This is a genomic window from Pseudomonas helleri, assembly GCF_045830615.1.
Lineage (GTDB): Bacteria > Pseudomonadota > Gammaproteobacteria > Pseudomonadales > Pseudomonadaceae > Aquipseudomonas > Aquipseudomonas helleri.
Genome location: NZ_CP174501.1, coordinates 3,535,097 through 3,551,099 on the forward strand (window position 1 = coordinate 3,535,097; position 16,003 = coordinate 3,551,099).

The 16,003-nt window shown below is 59.1% G+C and carries 14 protein-coding genes; 12 read left to right on the forward strand and 2 right to left on the reverse strand.

The annotated features are described in order from the left end of the window. Positions 1-3 precede the first annotated feature (3 nt). From ACJJU9_RS15860 to ACJJU9_RS15880, 5 genes are all read left to right on the forward strand, one after another. Positions 4-1,368: a nucleobase:cation symporter-2 family protein gene (locus tag ACJJU9_RS15860; protein ID WP_048371302.1), complete on the forward strand. Its 1,365-nt coding sequence runs from the start codon at positions 4-6 to the stop codon at positions 1,366-1,368. Between the two features lie 103 nt (positions 1,369-1,471). After that, positions 1,472-2,257, forward strand: coding sequence for an outer membrane protein OmpK (locus tag ACJJU9_RS15865; RefSeq protein ID WP_048371304.1), 786 nt, complete (start codon positions 1,472-1,474; stop codon positions 2,255-2,257). A gap of 323 nt (positions 2,258-2,580) precedes the next feature. Then, the gene (locus ACJJU9_RS15870; protein ID WP_048371305.1) at positions 2,581-3,366 is read left to right on the forward strand and encodes an outer membrane protein OmpK; all 786 of its coding nucleotides are present in this window, start codon (positions 2,581-2,583) and stop codon (positions 3,364-3,366) included. Positions 3,367-3,532: 166 nt separating this feature from the next. Continuing rightward, complete coding sequence (locus ACJJU9_RS15875) at positions 3,533-4,738, forward strand: MFS transporter (RefSeq protein ID WP_048391555.1); 1,206 nt, start codon at positions 3,533-3,535, stop codon at positions 4,736-4,738. A gap of 100 nt (positions 4,739-4,838) precedes the next feature. Beyond that, positions 4,839-5,444, forward strand: a complete 606-nt coding sequence (locus ACJJU9_RS15880; RefSeq protein WP_123751600.1) for a TetR/AcrR family transcriptional regulator — start codon at positions 4,839-4,841, stop codon at positions 5,442-5,444. Between the two features lie 94 nt (positions 5,445-5,538). Here the strand turns inward: ACJJU9_RS15880 and ACJJU9_RS15885 are convergent, their stop codons facing one another. Then, the gene (locus ACJJU9_RS15885; protein WP_407728961.1) at positions 5,539-5,979 is read right to left on the reverse strand and encodes a GlcG/HbpS family heme-binding protein; all 441 of its coding nucleotides are present in this window, start codon (positions 5,977-5,979) and stop codon (positions 5,539-5,541) included. A gap of 265 nt (positions 5,980-6,244) precedes the next feature. Between ACJJU9_RS15885 and gcl the strand changes: the two genes are divergently transcribed. The 7 genes from gcl (at position 6,245) to ACJJU9_RS15920 (ending at position 14,958) form a co-directional block, all read left to right on the forward strand. Continuing rightward, positions 6,245-8,020 carry a glyoxylate carboligase gene (gcl, locus tag ACJJU9_RS15890; protein ID WP_048371314.1) on the forward strand — a complete coding sequence of 592 codons (1,776 nt, stop codon included), beginning with the start codon at positions 6,245-6,247 and terminating at the stop codon, positions 8,018-8,020. Positions 8,021-8,077: 57 nt separating this feature from the next. Then, positions 8,078-8,860: a hydroxypyruvate isomerase gene (gene hyi, locus ACJJU9_RS15895; RefSeq protein WP_407728962.1), complete on the forward strand. Its 783-nt coding sequence runs from the start codon at positions 8,078-8,080 to the stop codon at positions 8,858-8,860. A gap of 81 nt (positions 8,861-8,941) precedes the next feature. Next, entirely contained in the window at positions 8,942-9,832 is an 891-nt protein-coding gene (locus ACJJU9_RS15900) for a 2-hydroxy-3-oxopropionate reductase (RefSeq protein WP_407728963.1), read from the forward strand. Between the two features lie 172 nt (positions 9,833-10,004). Beyond that, positions 10,005-10,895, forward strand: a complete 891-nt coding sequence (locus ACJJU9_RS15905; protein WP_407728964.1) for an urea transporter — start codon at positions 10,005-10,007, stop codon at positions 10,893-10,895. A 39-nt stretch (positions 10,896-10,934) separates the two neighbouring features. Next, positions 10,935-11,756, forward strand: a complete 822-nt coding sequence (locus ACJJU9_RS15910; RefSeq protein WP_153327815.1) for an ion transporter — start codon at positions 10,935-10,937, stop codon at positions 11,754-11,756. Positions 11,757-11,849: 93 nt separating this feature from the next. Continuing rightward, on the forward strand, positions 11,850-12,851 hold the full coding sequence (locus ACJJU9_RS15915) for a sulfate ABC transporter substrate-binding protein (protein WP_407728965.1): 1,002 nt from the start codon (positions 11,850-11,852) through the stop codon (positions 12,849-12,851). Between the two features lie 169 nt (positions 12,852-13,020). Further along, positions 13,021-14,958, forward strand: a complete 1,938-nt coding sequence (locus ACJJU9_RS15920; protein ID WP_407728966.1) for a DNA topoisomerase III — start codon at positions 13,021-13,023, stop codon at positions 14,956-14,958. Positions 14,959-14,964: 6 nt separating this feature from the next. On the opposite strand, the gene ACJJU9_RS15925 is transcribed toward ACJJU9_RS15920, so the two are convergent. Next, a complete protein-coding gene (locus ACJJU9_RS15925) occupies positions 14,965-15,807 on the reverse strand; it encodes a PhzF family phenazine biosynthesis protein (RefSeq protein WP_407728967.1) in 843 nt (280 codons plus the stop codon). Positions 15,808-16,003 lie beyond the last annotated feature (196 nt).

Below are 16,003 nucleotides of genomic sequence, written 5' to 3' on the forward strand. Positions count from 1 at the left end.
TGCATGTCCGACTTAACCGAACCGCGCATACCCGCAGTAACCGCACCACCACCCATCCAGCGGCTACCGTTGTTGCAATTGATTCTGGTCGGTCTGCAGCACGTGCTGCTGATGTACGGGGGTGCTGTCGCCGTCCCCCTGATCATCGGCCAGGCAGCCGGGCTGAGTCGTGAAGAAATCGCCTTTCTGATCAACGCCGACCTGCTGGTGGCAGGCGTGGCAACCATCGTCCAGTCGTGGGGCATCGGCCCCATGGGCATTCGCATGCCGGTGATGATGGGCGCCAGTTTTGCCGCCGTTGGCAGCATGGTCGCGATGGCCGGGATGCCGGGCATCGGCATGACCGGTATTTTCGGGGCAACCATTGCCGCCGGTTTCTTCGGGATGATCATTGCGCCGTTCATGTCCAAGGTGGTGCGCTTCTTCCCGCCGCTGGTCACCGGCACCGTGATTACTTCCATCGGCCTGTCACTGTTCCCGGTCGCCGTCAATTGGGCGGGCGGCGGCAGTACAGCTGCGCAATTCGGCTCACCGATTTACCTGTTTATTGCGGCGTTGGTGCTGGGCACCATTTTGCTCATCAATCGCTTTATGCGCGGTTTCTGGGTCAACGTTTCGGTACTGATCGGCATGGCACTGGGCTATGCCCTGTGTGGTGCCATCGGCATGGTCAACTTGCAAGGCATCGGCCTGGCGCCGTGGTTCCAGATCGTCACGCCGCTGCACTTCGGCATGCCTGAGTTTCATCTGGCACCGATCCTGTCGATGTGTCTGGTGGTGGTGATCATTTTTGTCGAGTCCACCGGGATGTTTCTGGCGCTGGGCAAGATCACCGACCAGGAAGTCACCCCACGCATGCTCCGTCGCGGCTTGCTGTGCGACGCCGGGGCTTCGTTTCTGGCGGGCTTTTTCAACACCTTCACCCACTCTTCATTCGCCCAGAACATCGGTCTGGTGCAAATGACCGGCGTGCGTTGCCGCTCGGTGACGATCATGGCCGGGATTTTCCTGATCACCCTCAGCCTGTTGCCTAAAGCCGCGTTTCTGGTGGCCTCGATTCCGCCTGCGGTATTGGGCGGCGCCGCCATTGCGATGTTCGGCATGGTTGCCGCAACGGGGATCAAAATCCTCCAGGAGGCCGACATTGCCGACCGCCGCAATCAACTGCTGGTGGCCGTCAGCATCGGCATGGGCCTGATCCCGGTGGTGCGCCCCGAGTTCTTCGCGCACTTGCCACTCTGGATGGGCCCGATCACCCACAGCGGCATCGCCATGGCAGCAGTCAGCGCCGTGTCCCTGAACCTGCTGTTCAACGTACTGGGCGGCGCCGAGCGTGCAGCCATGAGCGGTCACGTGCATCAGCATTGATCATGCCCTCAATCATCCCCCTCTCCCTCCGGGAGAGGGTTGGGGTGAGGGGCTTTTGATTCTCTGAACAGCATCAAAACAATAATAAAAAAGGAAGCATCCCATGCACTGCAAACACTGGGGCGTCACGCTCGCGGGTGGGCTTTTGGCTGCAGGTCAGGCCATGGCCGGCGATCTGTTCTTGTGGCAAACCAACAGCCTCACCTACCTGTACGGCAAGAACTTCGCGATCAACCCGTCGATCCAGCAAACGATCACCTTTGAACACGCCGACAAATGGAAGTACGGCGACAACTTCCTGTTTGTCGACCGCATTTTCTACAACGGTAAAGCCGACCCCAACAAAGGCCCGCACACCTATTACGGCGAGTTCAGCCCACGCCTGTCGTTCGGCAAGATCTTCGACCAAAAACTCGAATACGGCCCCATCAAAGACGTGCTCCTGGCCATGACCTACGAGTACGGCGAAGGCGACAGCGAGGCCTACCTCATTGGTCCGGGCTTTGACTTGGCGGTGCCGGGCTTTAACTACTTCACCCTCAACTTTTATCGCCGCCATACCGAAGGACCACGCCCTGGCACGGGGGTTTGGCAGATCACACCGTCGTTCTCCTACACCATTCCTGTAGGCCGCTCCAACGTGCTGATTGATGGCTACATGGACTGGGTGGTCGATAACGACCAGAACTCACGCGGCACGTATCACGCCAACCTGCACTTCAACCCGCAGGTCAAATATGACCTGGGCAAAGCCCTGAATCTTGGGGAAAAACAGCTGTATGTCGGCTTTGAATACAGCTACTGGAAAAACAAGTACGGCATCGAAAGCAGCAGCCGTCTGGACACCAACCAAAACACCGCCAGCGCCCTGATCAAAGTCCACTTTTAAGCCTTGCTGCGCCCGGGCAACCACAGCGCGCTTGAGTACCGACGCCAGAGTCAGTACTCTGCGCGGCCGCTCAAAGACGGGCGCTGTTTTAAAGCTGACTCTGAAGCCAACTTTATCGTTCAACCAACTGTTTACGGCCTGCATTAGTCTCCCGCCACTCAACTGTCCACGGACAGCCGAGCGATGTCTCTTTGCCGTAAAACAGGGTGTTAAAACGCCTTTAAGTTGACCACAAAGACAAGTTTTAAAACAAAAGAACCAAGGTGCCGCACAGAGCGCCGAGTTCTACTCATGCAGCATTGATTAATTTTTGGAGCAACCGAATGAAGCGCATTCTGACCGGCCTGGTGCTTGCGGGGAGCCTGCTGGGCGGTACAACGGCAGCCGCAGAAGACTTGCTACAGTGGCAAACCAACAGCTTGACGTACTTGTATGGCAAGGACTTTCAGGTCAATCCCAAGATCCAACAGACCTTGACCTTCGAACACGCCGACAGCTGGAAATACGGTGATAACTTTTTGTTCGTCGACCGTATTTTTTACAACGGCAAAGAAGACAGTAACTTAGGTACCAACACCTACTACGGCGAGTTCACGCCGCGCTTGTCGTTCGGCAAGATCTTCGATCAGAAGTTTGAATTTGGCCCCATCAAAGACGTGTTGCTGGCCCTCACGTACGAGTTTGGCGAAGGCGATTCAGACTCCTACTTGATCGGCCCCGGTTTCGACCTGAATGTGCCGGGCTTCGACTTCTTCCAGTTGAACTTCTACAAACGCTACCCAGAGGGCAACCGCCCGGGCCGTGGCGTCTGGCAGATCACCCCGGTGTGGTCCTGGACCCAGCCCGTGGGCAACTCCGATGTGGTCATCGACGGCTACATGGACTGGGTGGTCGACAACGACCAGAACGCGCGCGGCACCTACCACGCCAACCTGCACTTCAACCCACAGATCAAATATGACCTGGGCAAGGCGTTGAACTGGAGCGCGAAGCAACTGTACGTCGGTATCGAATACGACTACTGGAAAAACAAGTACGGCATCGAAGACAGCGGCTCTTTCAAAACCAACCAGGACACCGCGAGCCTGTTGGTCAAGTACCACTTCTGATGCACCCGCTTCAGCCACTGCATTCGCGTGGCTGAAGCCCTCCTCCCTGAGCAGCAACCTCCCCTCATTGGCCACCTTTATTTGACATACGCCGCGCATGCGTATATTTCTGCATACGCCATGTATGTCAAAACACCTTTCTTACCTGCAACGTCACGGAGCTTGTATGGCCAACCCCTATCGCGAGATTTTCAGCGCCCCCGGCAGCAAAGCGTTTTGCGCCGCAGGCCTGATCGCCCGAATGCCCATATCCATGGCAGGTATCGGCATCATCACCATGCTTTCGCAGTTGCACGGCTCGTATTGGTTGGCGGGCGCGGTGGCGGCCACCTTTGCACTGGCCATGGCCCTGCTGGCACCACAAATTTCTCGCGCGGTTGATCGTTACGGGCAACGCCGGATCTTGCCCGGCGTGGCGGCGGTTGGCGTCTGCGCCATGCTTGCGTTGCTGCTGTGCAGCTACCTGAACGCGCCCGACTGGACGCTGTTTGTCTGCGCCGCCCTGGCCGGCTGCATGCCCAGCATGCCGGCCATGGTCCGCGCCCGCTGGAGTGAGCTGTACCGCGGCTCGCCCAAGCTGCACACGGCGTTCTCGTTTGAATCGGTGCTGGACGAAGTCTGCTTTATCATCGGCCCGCCCATTTCCGTGGGCCTGAGCGTGGCCCTGTTCCCCCAGGCCGGGCCACTGGCGGCCGCGATCCTGTTGGCAGTGGGCGTAACCGCCTTTGTCATGCAACACAAAACTGAGCCGCCCGTGCACCCGCGCACCCTGGAGAATGACGTCACAGTCTTGCGTCAGGGCGCGGTTCTGGTGCTGATGATGGCCTTGATTGGCCTCGGCACCATTGTCGGCACCGTGGATGTGGTCAGCGTGGCCTTTGCCCAACACCAGGGTGAACCGGCGGCCGCGAGTATCGTCCTGTCGGTGTATGCGCTGGGTTCATGCCTGGCCGGGCTGGTGTTTGGTAGCCTCAAATTGAACATGCCCCTGCCCCGGTTGTTTTTGTTGGGCGCGTTGGCCACCGCAATCACCATGGTGCCGCTGATGTGGGCCAACAGCATCATCACCCTGGCCGCGGCCATGTTTGTCGCCGGGCTGTTCTTCGCCCCGACCCTGATCACCGCCATGGCGCTGGTCGAAAACATCGTCGCCCCGGCCAAGCTGACCGAAGGCCTGACCTGGATGATTACCGGCCTGGGCATGGGGGTTGCCCTCGGCGCGGTGGTCGGTGGCTGGGTGATCGATGCTTACGGAGCACCGGCAGGCTTCCGGGTGTCGTTGATCGCAGGTTTGGGCATGTTGCTGTTTGCCATCGCGGGCTATCGGCTGTTGCAAAACAGCACCTCGCAGCCGGGTAACGCGCTGGCCTGACGGCTGGCGTACGACCGCCTGCAAGCAGCTGTCTTGAGACGTTTGCAATCACGGTGCTACCATGCCCGACCGCCAAAACAGGCAAGGAAATACCGGGTTTATGAGTAGCATCCGCGAGCGCAACAAAGAACTGATTTTGCGAGCCGCCAGCGAGGAATTCGCCGACAAAGGGTTTGCCGCCAGCAAAACCAGCGACATCGCGGCCAAGGCGGGGGTGCCCAAGCCCAACGTCTATTACTACTTCAAATCCAAGGAAAACCTGTACCGCGAAGTGCTCGAAAGCATCATCGAGCCGATCCTGCGTGTATCAACGCCGTTCAACGCCGATGGCGAGCCGAACGAGGTGTTAAGCAACTACATCCGTTCCAAAATCCTGATTTCCCGCGAACTGCCGTTTGCCTCGAAAGTGTTCGCCAGCGAAATCATGCACGGCGCCCCGCACCTCAGTGAAAAACAGGTCGAACTGCTTAACGACCAGGCCAAACACAACATCGCCTGCATCCAGACCTGGATCGACCGCGGCCTGATCGCCCCGATCGACCCGCACCACCTGATGTTCAGCATCTGGGCCGCGACCCAGACCTACGCCGACTTCGACTGGCAAATTTCCGCCATCACCGGCAAGGCCAAACTCGACGACAGCGACTACGAAGCTGCGACCCAGACCATTATTCGGCTGGTGCTTAAAGGCTGTGCGCCGGATTGACGCCTGGCGCAAAAACCGTAGGAGCGAGCTTGCCTCGCGATCTTTTAAACGCTCAAAAGATCGCGAGGCAAGCTCGCTCCTACAGAAAAAGTGATTAAGCCACCACTCCCGCATCCGCCCGCAACCCTTGCCCTTCTATTGCACTGATGGCGCATTGCTCATCAATGTCCGAAGTATCGCCGCTGATACCGATCGCCCCCATCACCTTGCCCTGAGCATCGCGGATCAAGACGCCACCCGGTACCGGCACGATATCGCCTTGGCCCATGCCATTGAGCGCCGCGAAAAACGTCGGGCGCTGCTGCGCGTCCAGCGCCAGTGCACGTGATCCCTTGCCCAATGCAATCGCCCCCCAGGCCTTGCCAATCGCAATGTTGGGGCGCAACAAGCTGGCGCCGTCCTCACGCTGCAATGCCAGCAAATACCCACCCGAGTCGAGTACCGCGACCGTCAGCGGGGACGCGTTGATGCTGCGACCTGCATTCAAGGCTTGAGCCGTCAGGGTTAAAGCGACTTTCAAGGTTAAAGCACTCATGGTTGCCGTCCTTATTTTGTTATTGGAAGCCTTGCCCCGCCTGCTTCAGGCAGAACCAATGAGAGCAATAGAACACAAAAACACGATTATTTGTATACAGTTTTTCAGCTAACAAATTCCAAAAAATCTAAAATCTCCCGAAATAGGGCCTTCTAAGCGTCTTGCCATGGATTAAACAAAAGCCATTGACCTGCAGGCCGGACCATGAATAAACTCAACCATCAGCCATTTGTATACAATTATAAAACGTAAGAGGCACAATCAAATGAGCAAAATGAGAGCAATCGAAGCCGCTGTTTTGGTGATGCGTCGTGAAGGTGTCGACACCGCTTTTGGTATCCCGGGCGCCGCCATCAACCCGCTGTATTCAGCCTTGCAAAAAGTGGGCGGCATCGATCACGTCCTCGCTCGCCACGTGGAAGGCGCCTCGCACATGGCCGAGGGCTACACCCGCACCAAAGCTGGCAATATTGGCGTGTGCATCGGCACCTCCGGCCCTGCGGGCACTGACATGGTGACCGGCTTGTACAGCGCCTCTGCCGATTCGATCCCGATTCTGTGCATCACCGGCCAAGCGCCACGGGCGCGTCTGCATAAAGAAGACTTCCAGGCCGTGGACATCACCAGCATCGTCAAGCCGGTGACTAAGTGGGCAACCACCGTGCTCGAGCCGGGCCAGGTGCCTTACGCCTTCCAGAAAGCCTTTTATGAAATGCGCTCCGGCCGCCCTGGCCCCGTGCTGATTGACCTGCCGTTTGATGTGCAAATGGCTGAAATCGAATTCGACATCGACGCTTACGAACCCCTGCCGCTGGCCAAGCCTTCGGCCACCCGCGTACAGGTCGAAAAAGCGTTGGCCATGCTCGACCAGGCCGAACGCCCACTGCTGGTCAGCGGCGGTGGCGTCATCAACGCCGACGCCAGCGCGTTGCTGGTGGAATTCGCCGAATTGACCGGCATCCCGGTGATCCCGACCTTGATGGGCTGGGGCAGCATTGCCGACGATCACCCGCTGATGGTCGGCATGGTCGGCCTGCAAACCTCGCACCGTTATGGCAACGCCACCCTGCTCAAATCCGACGTCGTGCTGGGCATCGGCAACCGCTGGGCCAACCGCCACACCGGTTCGGTCGAGGTGTACACCGAAGGCCGTAAATTCATCCACGTGGACATTGAGCCGACGCAAATCGGCCGTGTTTTCACCCCGGACCTGGGCATCGTTTCCGACGCAGGCGCAGCCCTCACTGTGTTCCTGGAGGTGGCCCGCGAATGGAAAGCCGCCGGCAAGCTGAAAAACCGCAGCGCCTGGCTGCAAGACTGCCAACAACGCAAAGCCACCCTGCACCGCAAGACTCACTTCGACTCCGTGCCGGTTAAGCCGCAACGTGTGTACGAAGAGATGAACCAGGTGTTCGGCAAAGACACCTGCTATGTCAGCACCATCGGTTTGTCGCAGATTGCCGGTGCGCAGTTCCTGCACGTTTACAAGCCACGCCACTGGATCAACTGCGGTCAGGCCGGGCCATTGGGCTGGACTATTCCGGCGGCGCTGGGCGTGGTCAAAGCCGACCCGAGCCGCAACGTTGTAGCCCTGTCGGGTGACTATGACTTCCAGTTCATGATCGAAGAACTGGCCGTGGGCGCGCAGTTCAACCTGCCGTACATCCACGTAGTGGTGAACAACTCCTACCTTGGCCTGATCCGTCAGGCACAGCGTGGATTCGAAATGGACTACTGCGTGCAGCTGTCTTTCGACAACCTGAATGCCCCAGAACTGAATGGCTACGGCGTCGACCACGTCGCCGTGGTCGAAGGCCTGGGCTGCAAAGCGCTGCGCGTATTCGAACCGGCTCAAATCCAGCCTGCACTGCGCAAGGCGCAAGACATGCTCAAAGAGTTCCGCGTACCGGTAGTCGTAGAGATTATTCTGGAGCGCGTGACCAACATCTCGATGGGCACCGAAATCAACGCCGTCAATGAATTTGAAGATCTGGCGCTGGTGGGTAACGATGCACCGACCGCCATTTCAATGCTCGATTAACCCCTAAGCCCTAGCCCTCTCCTGCGTGGAGAGGGAACAAAAAAGCAGGAGTTCACCATGCCGCGTTTTGCCGCCAACCTGTCCATGCTGTTCACCGAACAGGATTTCCTTGTCCGTTTCCAAGCGGCTGCCAACGCTGGTTTTCACGGCGTTGAATACCTGTTTCCGTACGACTACAGCGCTGAAGAAATCAAACATCACCTGGAAGCCAACAAACTGACCCAGGTGCTGTTCAACCTGCCCGCCGGCGATTGGGCCAAGGGCGAGCGCGGGATTGCCTGCCACCCTGACCGGATCGAGGAATTCCACGCAGGCGTCGACAAGGCTATCGCCTACGCCAAAGTACTGGGCAACACGCAAATCAACTGCCTGGCCGGGATTCGCCCACAAGGCGTAGACGACGCCACCGTCGAAAGAACCTTCATCAGCAACCTCAAGTACGCCGCCGACAAACTGCAAGCGGCGGGCATCAAGCTGGTGATGGAAGCGATCAATACCCGCGACATTCCGGGCTTTTACCTCAACAACACCGCACAGGCGCTGGCGATTCAGGACAAGGTCGGCAGCGCCAACCTGTTCCTGCAATACGACATCTATCACATGCAAATCATGGAAGGCGACCTGGCGCGCACCATGCAAACGCACCTGGCGCAGATCAACCACATCCAGCTGGCCGACAACCCCGGCCGCCATGAACCGGGCACCGGCGAGATCAACTACCGCTTCCTGTTCGACCACCTCGACAGCATCGGCTATCAGGGCTGGGTGGGTTGCGAGTACAAGCCGCTGACCAGCACCGAAGCCGGGCTGGTGTGGCTCAAGACGCATAACGCGGTGTAAGAAAACGGGTTGCTCCGCAACCCTTCGCAGCCTTCGGCAGCGACTACGGCTTTTTATCCAATAAAAACAAGAGGATTTGTCATGGCTAAAATCGGATTTATCGGCACCGGGATCATGGGTTCGCCTATGGCCAGCAACCTGCAAAAGGCCGGGCACAGCCTGTTCTTGTCGACCCATCGCGGCGCAGCACCTAGCGACCTGCTGTCGGCTGGCGCCATCGCCCTGGCCAGCCCGAAAGAAGTCGCTCAAGAAGCCGAATTCATCATCATCATGGTGCCCGACACCCCGCAGGTCGACGAAGTCCTGTTCAGTGAAAACGGGATTGCCGCAGGCCTGAGCCCGAACAAAGTAGTGATCGACATGAGTTCGATCTCGCCCACAGCGACCAAAGCCTTCGCTGAAAAAATCAACGCCAAGGGCGCGCAATACCTCGACGCCCCGGTGTCTGGCGGTGAAGTCGGCGCCAAGGCTGGCACCCTGAGCATCATGGTGGGCGGCGACGAAAAAACCTTCGCCCGCGCCCTGCCCTTGCTGCAAAGCATGGGTAAAAACATCACTCTGGTCGGCGGCAATGGCGACGGCCAAACCGCCAAAGTGGCCAACCAGATCATCGTCGCCCTGAACATTCAGGCCGTGGCCGAAGCCCTGGTCTTTGCCGCCAAGAACGGCGCAGACCCGGCCAAGGTTCGCGAAGCCTTGATGGGCGGTTTCGCCTCTTCGAAAATCCTCGAAGTGCACGGCGAGCGCATGATCAAAGGCACCTTCGATCCGGGTTTCCGCATTAGCCTGCACCAGAAAGACCTCAACCTGGCGCTGGCTGGCGCCCGTGAGCTGGGGATCAACCTGCCCAACACCGCCAGCGCCCAGCAAGTGTTCAGCACCTGCGCCGCTCTCGGTGGCAGCAACTGGGACCACTCGGCGCTGATCAAAGGCCTGGAACACATGGCCAACTTCTCCATTCGCGACAAATAACCTCTGCACGCAACGTGTTGTAGTCGCTGACGAAGAATGAGGCTGCGAAGCGGTCCGCTTCGCAGCCTCGTGCCTCGTCAGCGACTACACAGATGTCGCAAAGCCCAAAGGCTGTATCGATACCGTGATCCCTGCGGGGCATTCGTTCACCCTCAAAAAAGTTGATTGCGCCATGACTCATTGCCCTGACTGGGCCACGGCCCTGTGCAATGGTTTCAGCCAAGTCTTCCTGCAACGTCACCCGCTCTGCGGCGTGTTGTGCCTGCTGGCCATTGTCGTCAGCGCTCCTGCGCTGCTCGGCGGAGCGTTGCTCGGTGCAGTCGCAGGCTTGCTGACGGCACAACGTCGCGGCTACGCCAAAACCGAACGTCAGGCCGGGCTCTACAGCTACAACGGTGTGTTGCTGGGGCTGCTGCTGAGCCATCAATTGCCGTGGTCAGCCATGCTGCCACTGTTGATCATCGCCAGCGCCGGGCTCAGCAGCATGGTCGTGCATCAATGGCTCAAACGCGCCACGCATCCCCATAGCCTGATGATTTACACCGCTCCCTTTGTCGCCATCGGCTGGGTCCTGCTCACCCTGCAAGGAACACCGGAGTACAGCGTTGAGCCGTATGCCCTCAACGCCTGGACGCTGTTGCAAGCCCTGCTCAAGGGGATCAGCCAAGTCATGCTGCTGAATCACCCGGTCGCCGGGCTGCTGATTGTCATCGGCTTGTGCCTGAGCCACTGGCGGGCGGCCCTGTGGGCGCTGACTGGCTCACTCGCCGGGCTGTTATGGAGCCTCTACCAACAAGACACCGGCGCCGCACTCAACGGGCTGGCTGGCTACAACCCGGCGCTGGCAGCATTGGCCTTGAGCCAGCAAGGGAGCCGAATCTGCAAGCCATTACTGGGCATCGTCGTGACCTTGGCCCTGGCACCGGGTTTCAGTGCGCTGGGTCTGCCTCTTTTAACCGCGCCCTTTGTGCTCAGTTGCTGGGTTATCGGTGGCGGTGTTCGCCTGTTAAGCCGCAAGTCCGCTGACAGTGAAGCGCAAAGCAGGTTGCGCATCGAACGTTAATACCCGAATCTTCTGGGTTTTGGGTATCGAGCGATCTACATGAAGAATCAGGATTGGCGTCAGCGCCTGTACGTGATGGTGTTTCAGTCCGACACCCCCGCCGGGCGCCGTTTCGATACCACCCTGCTGCTGATCATCATGGCGAGCCTGGTGGTGGTCATCCTCGACAGCATCAACAGCATTCACCTGCAATACGGCGACCTGCTGGCCTATATCGAATGGGGCTTCACCTTTGTGTTTGCCATCGAATACGGCCTGCGCCTGTACTGCTCGCCCAAACCATTGCGCTACGCGTTCAGCTTTTATGGATTAGTGGACTTGCTCGCCATCGTGCCGGGGATACTGGCGATTTATTACAGCGACGCGCAGTACCTGTTGATTATTCGCGTCATCCGCATGCTACGGATCTTCCGGATCCTCAAACTGTTGCCCTACTTGAGCCAGGCCAATTACCTGCTCTCGGCCTTACGCGGCAGCAAACAGAAAATCATCGTATTCCTGGTCGGGGTATCCACCCTGGTCACTGTGTTCGGCACCTTGATGTACGTGGTTGAAGGTCCGGATCACGGCTTTACCAGCATCCCGGTCAGCATCTATTGGGCCATCGTGACCCTGACCACCGTCGGCTATGGCGACATCGTCCCGCAGACCATTCCCGGGCAAGTCATCTCGGCCATGGTGATGATCACCGGCTACTCAATCATCGCCGTGCCCACCGGTATTTTTACCGCCGAACTGGCCAACGCCATGCGCGGCGAACAGCTGCAACACACGTGCACCACCTGCAAAAAAGCCCAGCACGAGGCCTCGGCGTCTTTTTGTTCCCGGTGTGGTAATGCGCTGTTCGTCAAAAACGTATAAACAAAGTGCTTTTTAATCTTTTAAGGACTATGCAGCACCCGCTATAGTCGCTGGCATATTGCCTCTTTTGCCCCCTATAACAAGGACTACGCAGTGAAAAAACTCTTTAGCGCCTCTTTGTTGGTCGCAGGCCTTGCACTCAGCAGCCTGGCCCACGCCGACAACAAACCGTTGCTTAACGTGTCTTACGACGTGATGCGCGACTTCTACAAAGACTACAACGCTGCGTTCCAAAAGCACTGGGAAAAAGAGAAGAACGAAAAGCCGACTGTGCAGATGTCCTTCGGCGGTTCGAGCAAACAAGCACGCGCAGTGATCGACGGCCTGCCGGCCGACGTGATCACCATGAACATGGCCACCGACATCAACGCCCTGGCTGACAACGGCAAACTGGTCCCGGAAAACTGGGTCACCCGCCTGCCGGACAACAGCGCGCCGTTCACCTCGGCCACCGTATTTATCGTCCGTAAAGGCAACCCTAAAGGCCTGAACGACTGGCCAGACCTGCTCAAGGACGGCGTACAAGTGATCGTGCCCAACCCGAAAACCTCGGGTAACGGCCGCTACACCTTCCTCTCGGCCTGGGGCTATGCGCAAAAACACGGCGCCGATGAAGCAAAAGCCCGAGAGTTTGTCGGCAAACTGTTCAAGCAAGTACCTGTGCTGGACACCGGCGGCCGTGCGGCCACCACCACGTTTATGACCAACCAGATCGGCGACGTGCTGGTGACCTTCGAAAACGAAGCAGAAATGATTGCCCGCGAGTTTGGTCGTGATCAGTTCGAAGTGATCTACCCAAGCGTTTCCGCCGAAGCAGAGCCGCCGGTGACCGTGGTTGATAAAGTCGTCGACAAAAAAGGCACTCGCGCCATCGCCGAGGAATACCTCAAGTACCTGTGGTCGCCAGAAGGCCAGGAAATTGCTGCCAACAACTACCTGCGCCCACGCGACCAGGCGATCCTGGCCAAGTACAACGACCGCTTCCCCAAAGTCGACTTCCTGTCGGTTGAGAAAACCTTCGGCGACTGGCGTGAAGTGCAGAAAAAATACTTCAGCGATGGCGGCGTGTTCGATCAGATCTACAGCGGCCAATAACCCCACGCCCGCGTAGGAGCGAGCTTGCTTCGCGATCTTTTGACGTTCTAAAAGCTCGCGAAGCAAGCCCACCCTCCCTACCTGTACAAAAACACAGTAAAAACGCTTGATCTCCAGCCAATGACTGCCCATGCTGCACCTCTTCTGCGATGCATGAATGAGTGGAGCTATGCGGCTGTTTCTGTGTGAAAAACCTTCCCAGGCCAAAGATATTGCGGCCGTGCTCGGCGCCAGCCGACGCGGTGATGGCTGCTGGGTGGGCGCCAATGCAACCGTCACCTGGTGCATTGGCCACCTGCTTGAAACCGCCCCGCCAGACGCCTATGACGAGCGCTACAAGCGCTGGGTACTGGCCGACCTGCCGATCATCCCGGACAAATGGAAGATGCGGGTCAAGCCCAAAACCGCCAGCCAGTTCAAAGCCGTCAAACGCCTGCTGGGTGAAGCCAGTGAACTGGTGATTGCCACCGACGCCGACCGCGAAGGCGAAATGATCGCCCGCGAACTGGTCGAGCATTGCCGCTATCGCGGGCCCATCCAGCGTCTGTGGTTGTCCGCACTGGACGACGCCTCCATTCGCAAAGCCCTGGCGGCACTCAAGCCCGGCGCCGAAACCTTTAACCTCTATCACTCGGCCTTGGGCCGCTCGCGGGCCGACTGGCTGATCGGCATGAACATGAGCCGCCTGTTTACCCTGCTCGGGCGCAAGTCCGGCTATCAGGGGGTGTTGCCGGTCGGTCGGGTGCAAACCCCGACCCTGCGCCTGGTGGTGGACCGTGATCGCAGCATCAGCGACTTTGTGCCGGTGGCGTACTGGGCGATCGATGTGCAACTCAAGCACGACGAGCAACTGTTCACCGCGCAATGGCGGGCCGATCCCGACACCTGTGACGATCAGGACCGCTGCCTCAACCAGGCCCACGCGCAACAGGCTGCTGCCGCCATCAGCAACGCCCGCCACGCACGGGTCAGCAAATTGCACACCGAGCGCATGCGCGAAGTCGCGCCGCTGCCCTTCGACCTCGGCACCCTGCAAGAAGTGTGTTCAAAAAAACTCGGCCTCGGCGCGCAAGAAACCCTCGACGTCGCCCAGGCGCTGTACGAAACCTACAAGGTCGTGACCTACCCGCGCAGCGATTGCGGCTACCTGCCGCTCAGCCAGCACAGCGAGGCTGCGTCCATACTGGCCGCCTTGCGTCAGGCCGACCCAAGCCTTGCGCCACTGGCCGGGCACCTCGACCCGCAACGCCGCTCACGGGCCTGGAACGACGCCAAGGTCAGCGCCCACCACGGCATCATCCCCACGGCAGCGGCGAAGAACCTCGAACGCCTGAGCGGCAAGCACCGCGCCGTGTACACCTTGATTCGTGCCCGCTACCTGGCGCAGTTTCTGCCCAACCATGAATACGACCGCACCCAGGCTGATTTCGACTGCGCGGGCCAGCACTTGCGGGCTGTCGGCAAGCAAATCGTCGAACCCGGCTGGAAGCGCGCCCTGCCCGAGGCTCTGGCCCCGGCCAAAGGTCGCGAAGCCCCGGCCCCGCAACCCTTACCGGCCTTACGCGAAGGGCTCGATTGCGCGGTTGCCAACGTCAACCTCAAAGACCTGTGGACCCAACCGCCCAAGCCGTTTACCGAAGGCGACCTGATCAAGGCGATGAAAAACGTCGCCAAACTGGTCCAGGACCCGCGACTCAAGCAAAAGCTCAAAGACACCACCGGCATCGGCACCGAAGCCACCCGTGCCGGGATCATTCAAGGCTTGCTCGACCGCGGCTACCTGATCAAAAACGGCAAGGCGCTGGCCGCCACGCCCCCGGCCTTCAGCCTGATCGACGCGGTGCCCCGCGCCATCGCCGACCCCGGCACCACCGCCATCTGGGAACAGGCGCTGGATATGGTGCAAAGTGGCGAAATGCCCCTTGAGATTTTCGTCGCCAAGCAGGCCGCCTGGATGAGCAAACACATCGAGCGCTGCAGCGGCATGAGCATGACCATCAGCGGCCCGGCCAGCCCGGCGGGCGTAACACCGCCCTGGAAGAAAAAACGCAAAAGCCCGGCCAGCAAGGCCAAGCCCAAGCGCATCACAAAAGCTAAAAGTGCCTGACGGGGGTCAAAGGCTCAGCGTCCCGGAGACACACGTCACCGCCGCGCCACCGACCCAGATGTCCTGGCCGATTTGCTCAATGAACACCCGCCCTGCCCGCCCCAGGGCCGTGCCCTGGCTGGCCACATAACGCTGCGGCGCCAGGCCGTCAGCGATCAACCATTGCGCCAAACCGGCGTTCAAACTGCCGGTGACCGGGTCTTCCTGCATCCCGTCCCCCGCCAAAAAGGCCCGCACTTCAAACTGCGCCTCAGCGCCATCACGCTCAGCCGACCAAGGCGCGACCACACCCAAGGCCAGACCGTGTAATTGCGAGTAGTCGGGCTTAATCGCCAGCACCTGCTCACGATCCGCCAGCAGCAGCGCCAGCCAGCCCGGCCCGTTATCGACCCAACGCGCTTGCTGCACAGCGTGCGGCTCAATGCCCAAGCCCTGACACACACGCTGTAACAACGCCTCATCGACCGGCCCAGTACGCAACAGAGGCGGCGCGGTAAAGGCCAATTGCCCAGCGTTGCGGCGGACCCGGATCAGACCTACCGCACACTCCTGAATGATCTCCTCACCACGTGGCTTGCCACCGGCTTCCAGCCAGGCATGGCAACTGCCCAACGTAGGGTGCCCGGCAAAGGGCAACTCGCGTAGCGTGGTAAAAATTCGCAGCCGATAATCCGCCTCCGGGTTTTGTGGCTTCAGCACAAACGTGGTTTCACTGAGATTGGTCCAGCGCGCAAAATCGGCCATTTGCTCATCACTCAAACCGTCGGCATTTAACACCACCGCTACCGGATTGCCCTTGAGGGCCACCGTGCTAAACACATCAACTTGCTTGAAATCGAAGAGGCTCATGGCGGGTTCCTTGTGTAGTGAGAGGGCCATCCTACCGCTATGCAGGCGCGTTTTTTTCAAAAGATCAAAAGATCGCAGCCTGCGGCAGCTCCTACAAAATTTTTGCGTGGCGCAGGGCTATGTTTTTGATCTGGCTCTTTATCTAAGAGCACCCTCACCCTAGCCCTCTCCCGAAGGAGAGGGAACCGATTGGGGG

Coding starts and splice junctions, on each gene's coding strand:
- ACJJU9_RS15900 (WP_407728963.1), top strand. CDS start 8,942: ATGGCTAAAATCGGATTTATCGGCACCGGGATCATGGGTTCGCCTATG.
- ACJJU9_RS15860 (WP_048371302.1), top strand. CDS start 4: ATGTCCGACTTAACCGAACCGCGCATACCCGCAGTAACCGCACCACCA.
- ACJJU9_RS15875 (WP_048391555.1), top strand. CDS start 3,533: ATGGCCAACCCCTATCGCGAGATTTTCAGCGCCCCCGGCAGCAAAGCG.
- ACJJU9_RS15880 (WP_123751600.1), top strand. CDS start 4,839: ATGAGTAGCATCCGCGAGCGCAACAAAGAACTGATTTTGCGAGCCGCC.
- ACJJU9_RS15870 (WP_048371305.1), top strand. CDS start 2,581: ATGAAGCGCATTCTGACCGGCCTGGTGCTTGCGGGGAGCCTGCTGGGC.
- gcl (WP_048371314.1), top strand. CDS start 6,245: ATGAGCAAAATGAGAGCAATCGAAGCCGCTGTTTTGGTGATGCGTCGT.
- ACJJU9_RS15910 (WP_153327815.1), top strand. CDS start 10,935: ATGAAGAATCAGGATTGGCGTCAGCGCCTGTACGTGATGGTGTTTCAG.
- ACJJU9_RS15925 (WP_407728967.1), bottom strand. CDS start 15,807: ATGAGCCTCTTCGATTTCAAGCAAGTTGATGTGTTTAGCACGGTGGCC.
- ACJJU9_RS15865 (WP_048371304.1), top strand. CDS start 1,472: ATGCACTGCAAACACTGGGGCGTCACGCTCGCGGGTGGGCTTTTGGCT.
- hyi (WP_407728962.1), top strand. CDS start 8,078: ATGCCGCGTTTTGCCGCCAACCTGTCCATGCTGTTCACCGAACAGGAT.
- ACJJU9_RS15885 (WP_407728961.1), bottom strand. CDS start 5,979: ATGAGTGCTTTAACCTTGAAAGTCGCTTTAACCCTGACGGCTCAAGCC.
- ACJJU9_RS15920 (WP_407728966.1), top strand. CDS start 13,021: ATGCGGCTGTTTCTGTGTGAAAAACCTTCCCAGGCCAAAGATATTGCG.
- ACJJU9_RS15905 (WP_407728964.1), top strand. CDS start 10,005: ATGACTCATTGCCCTGACTGGGCCACGGCCCTGTGCAATGGTTTCAGC.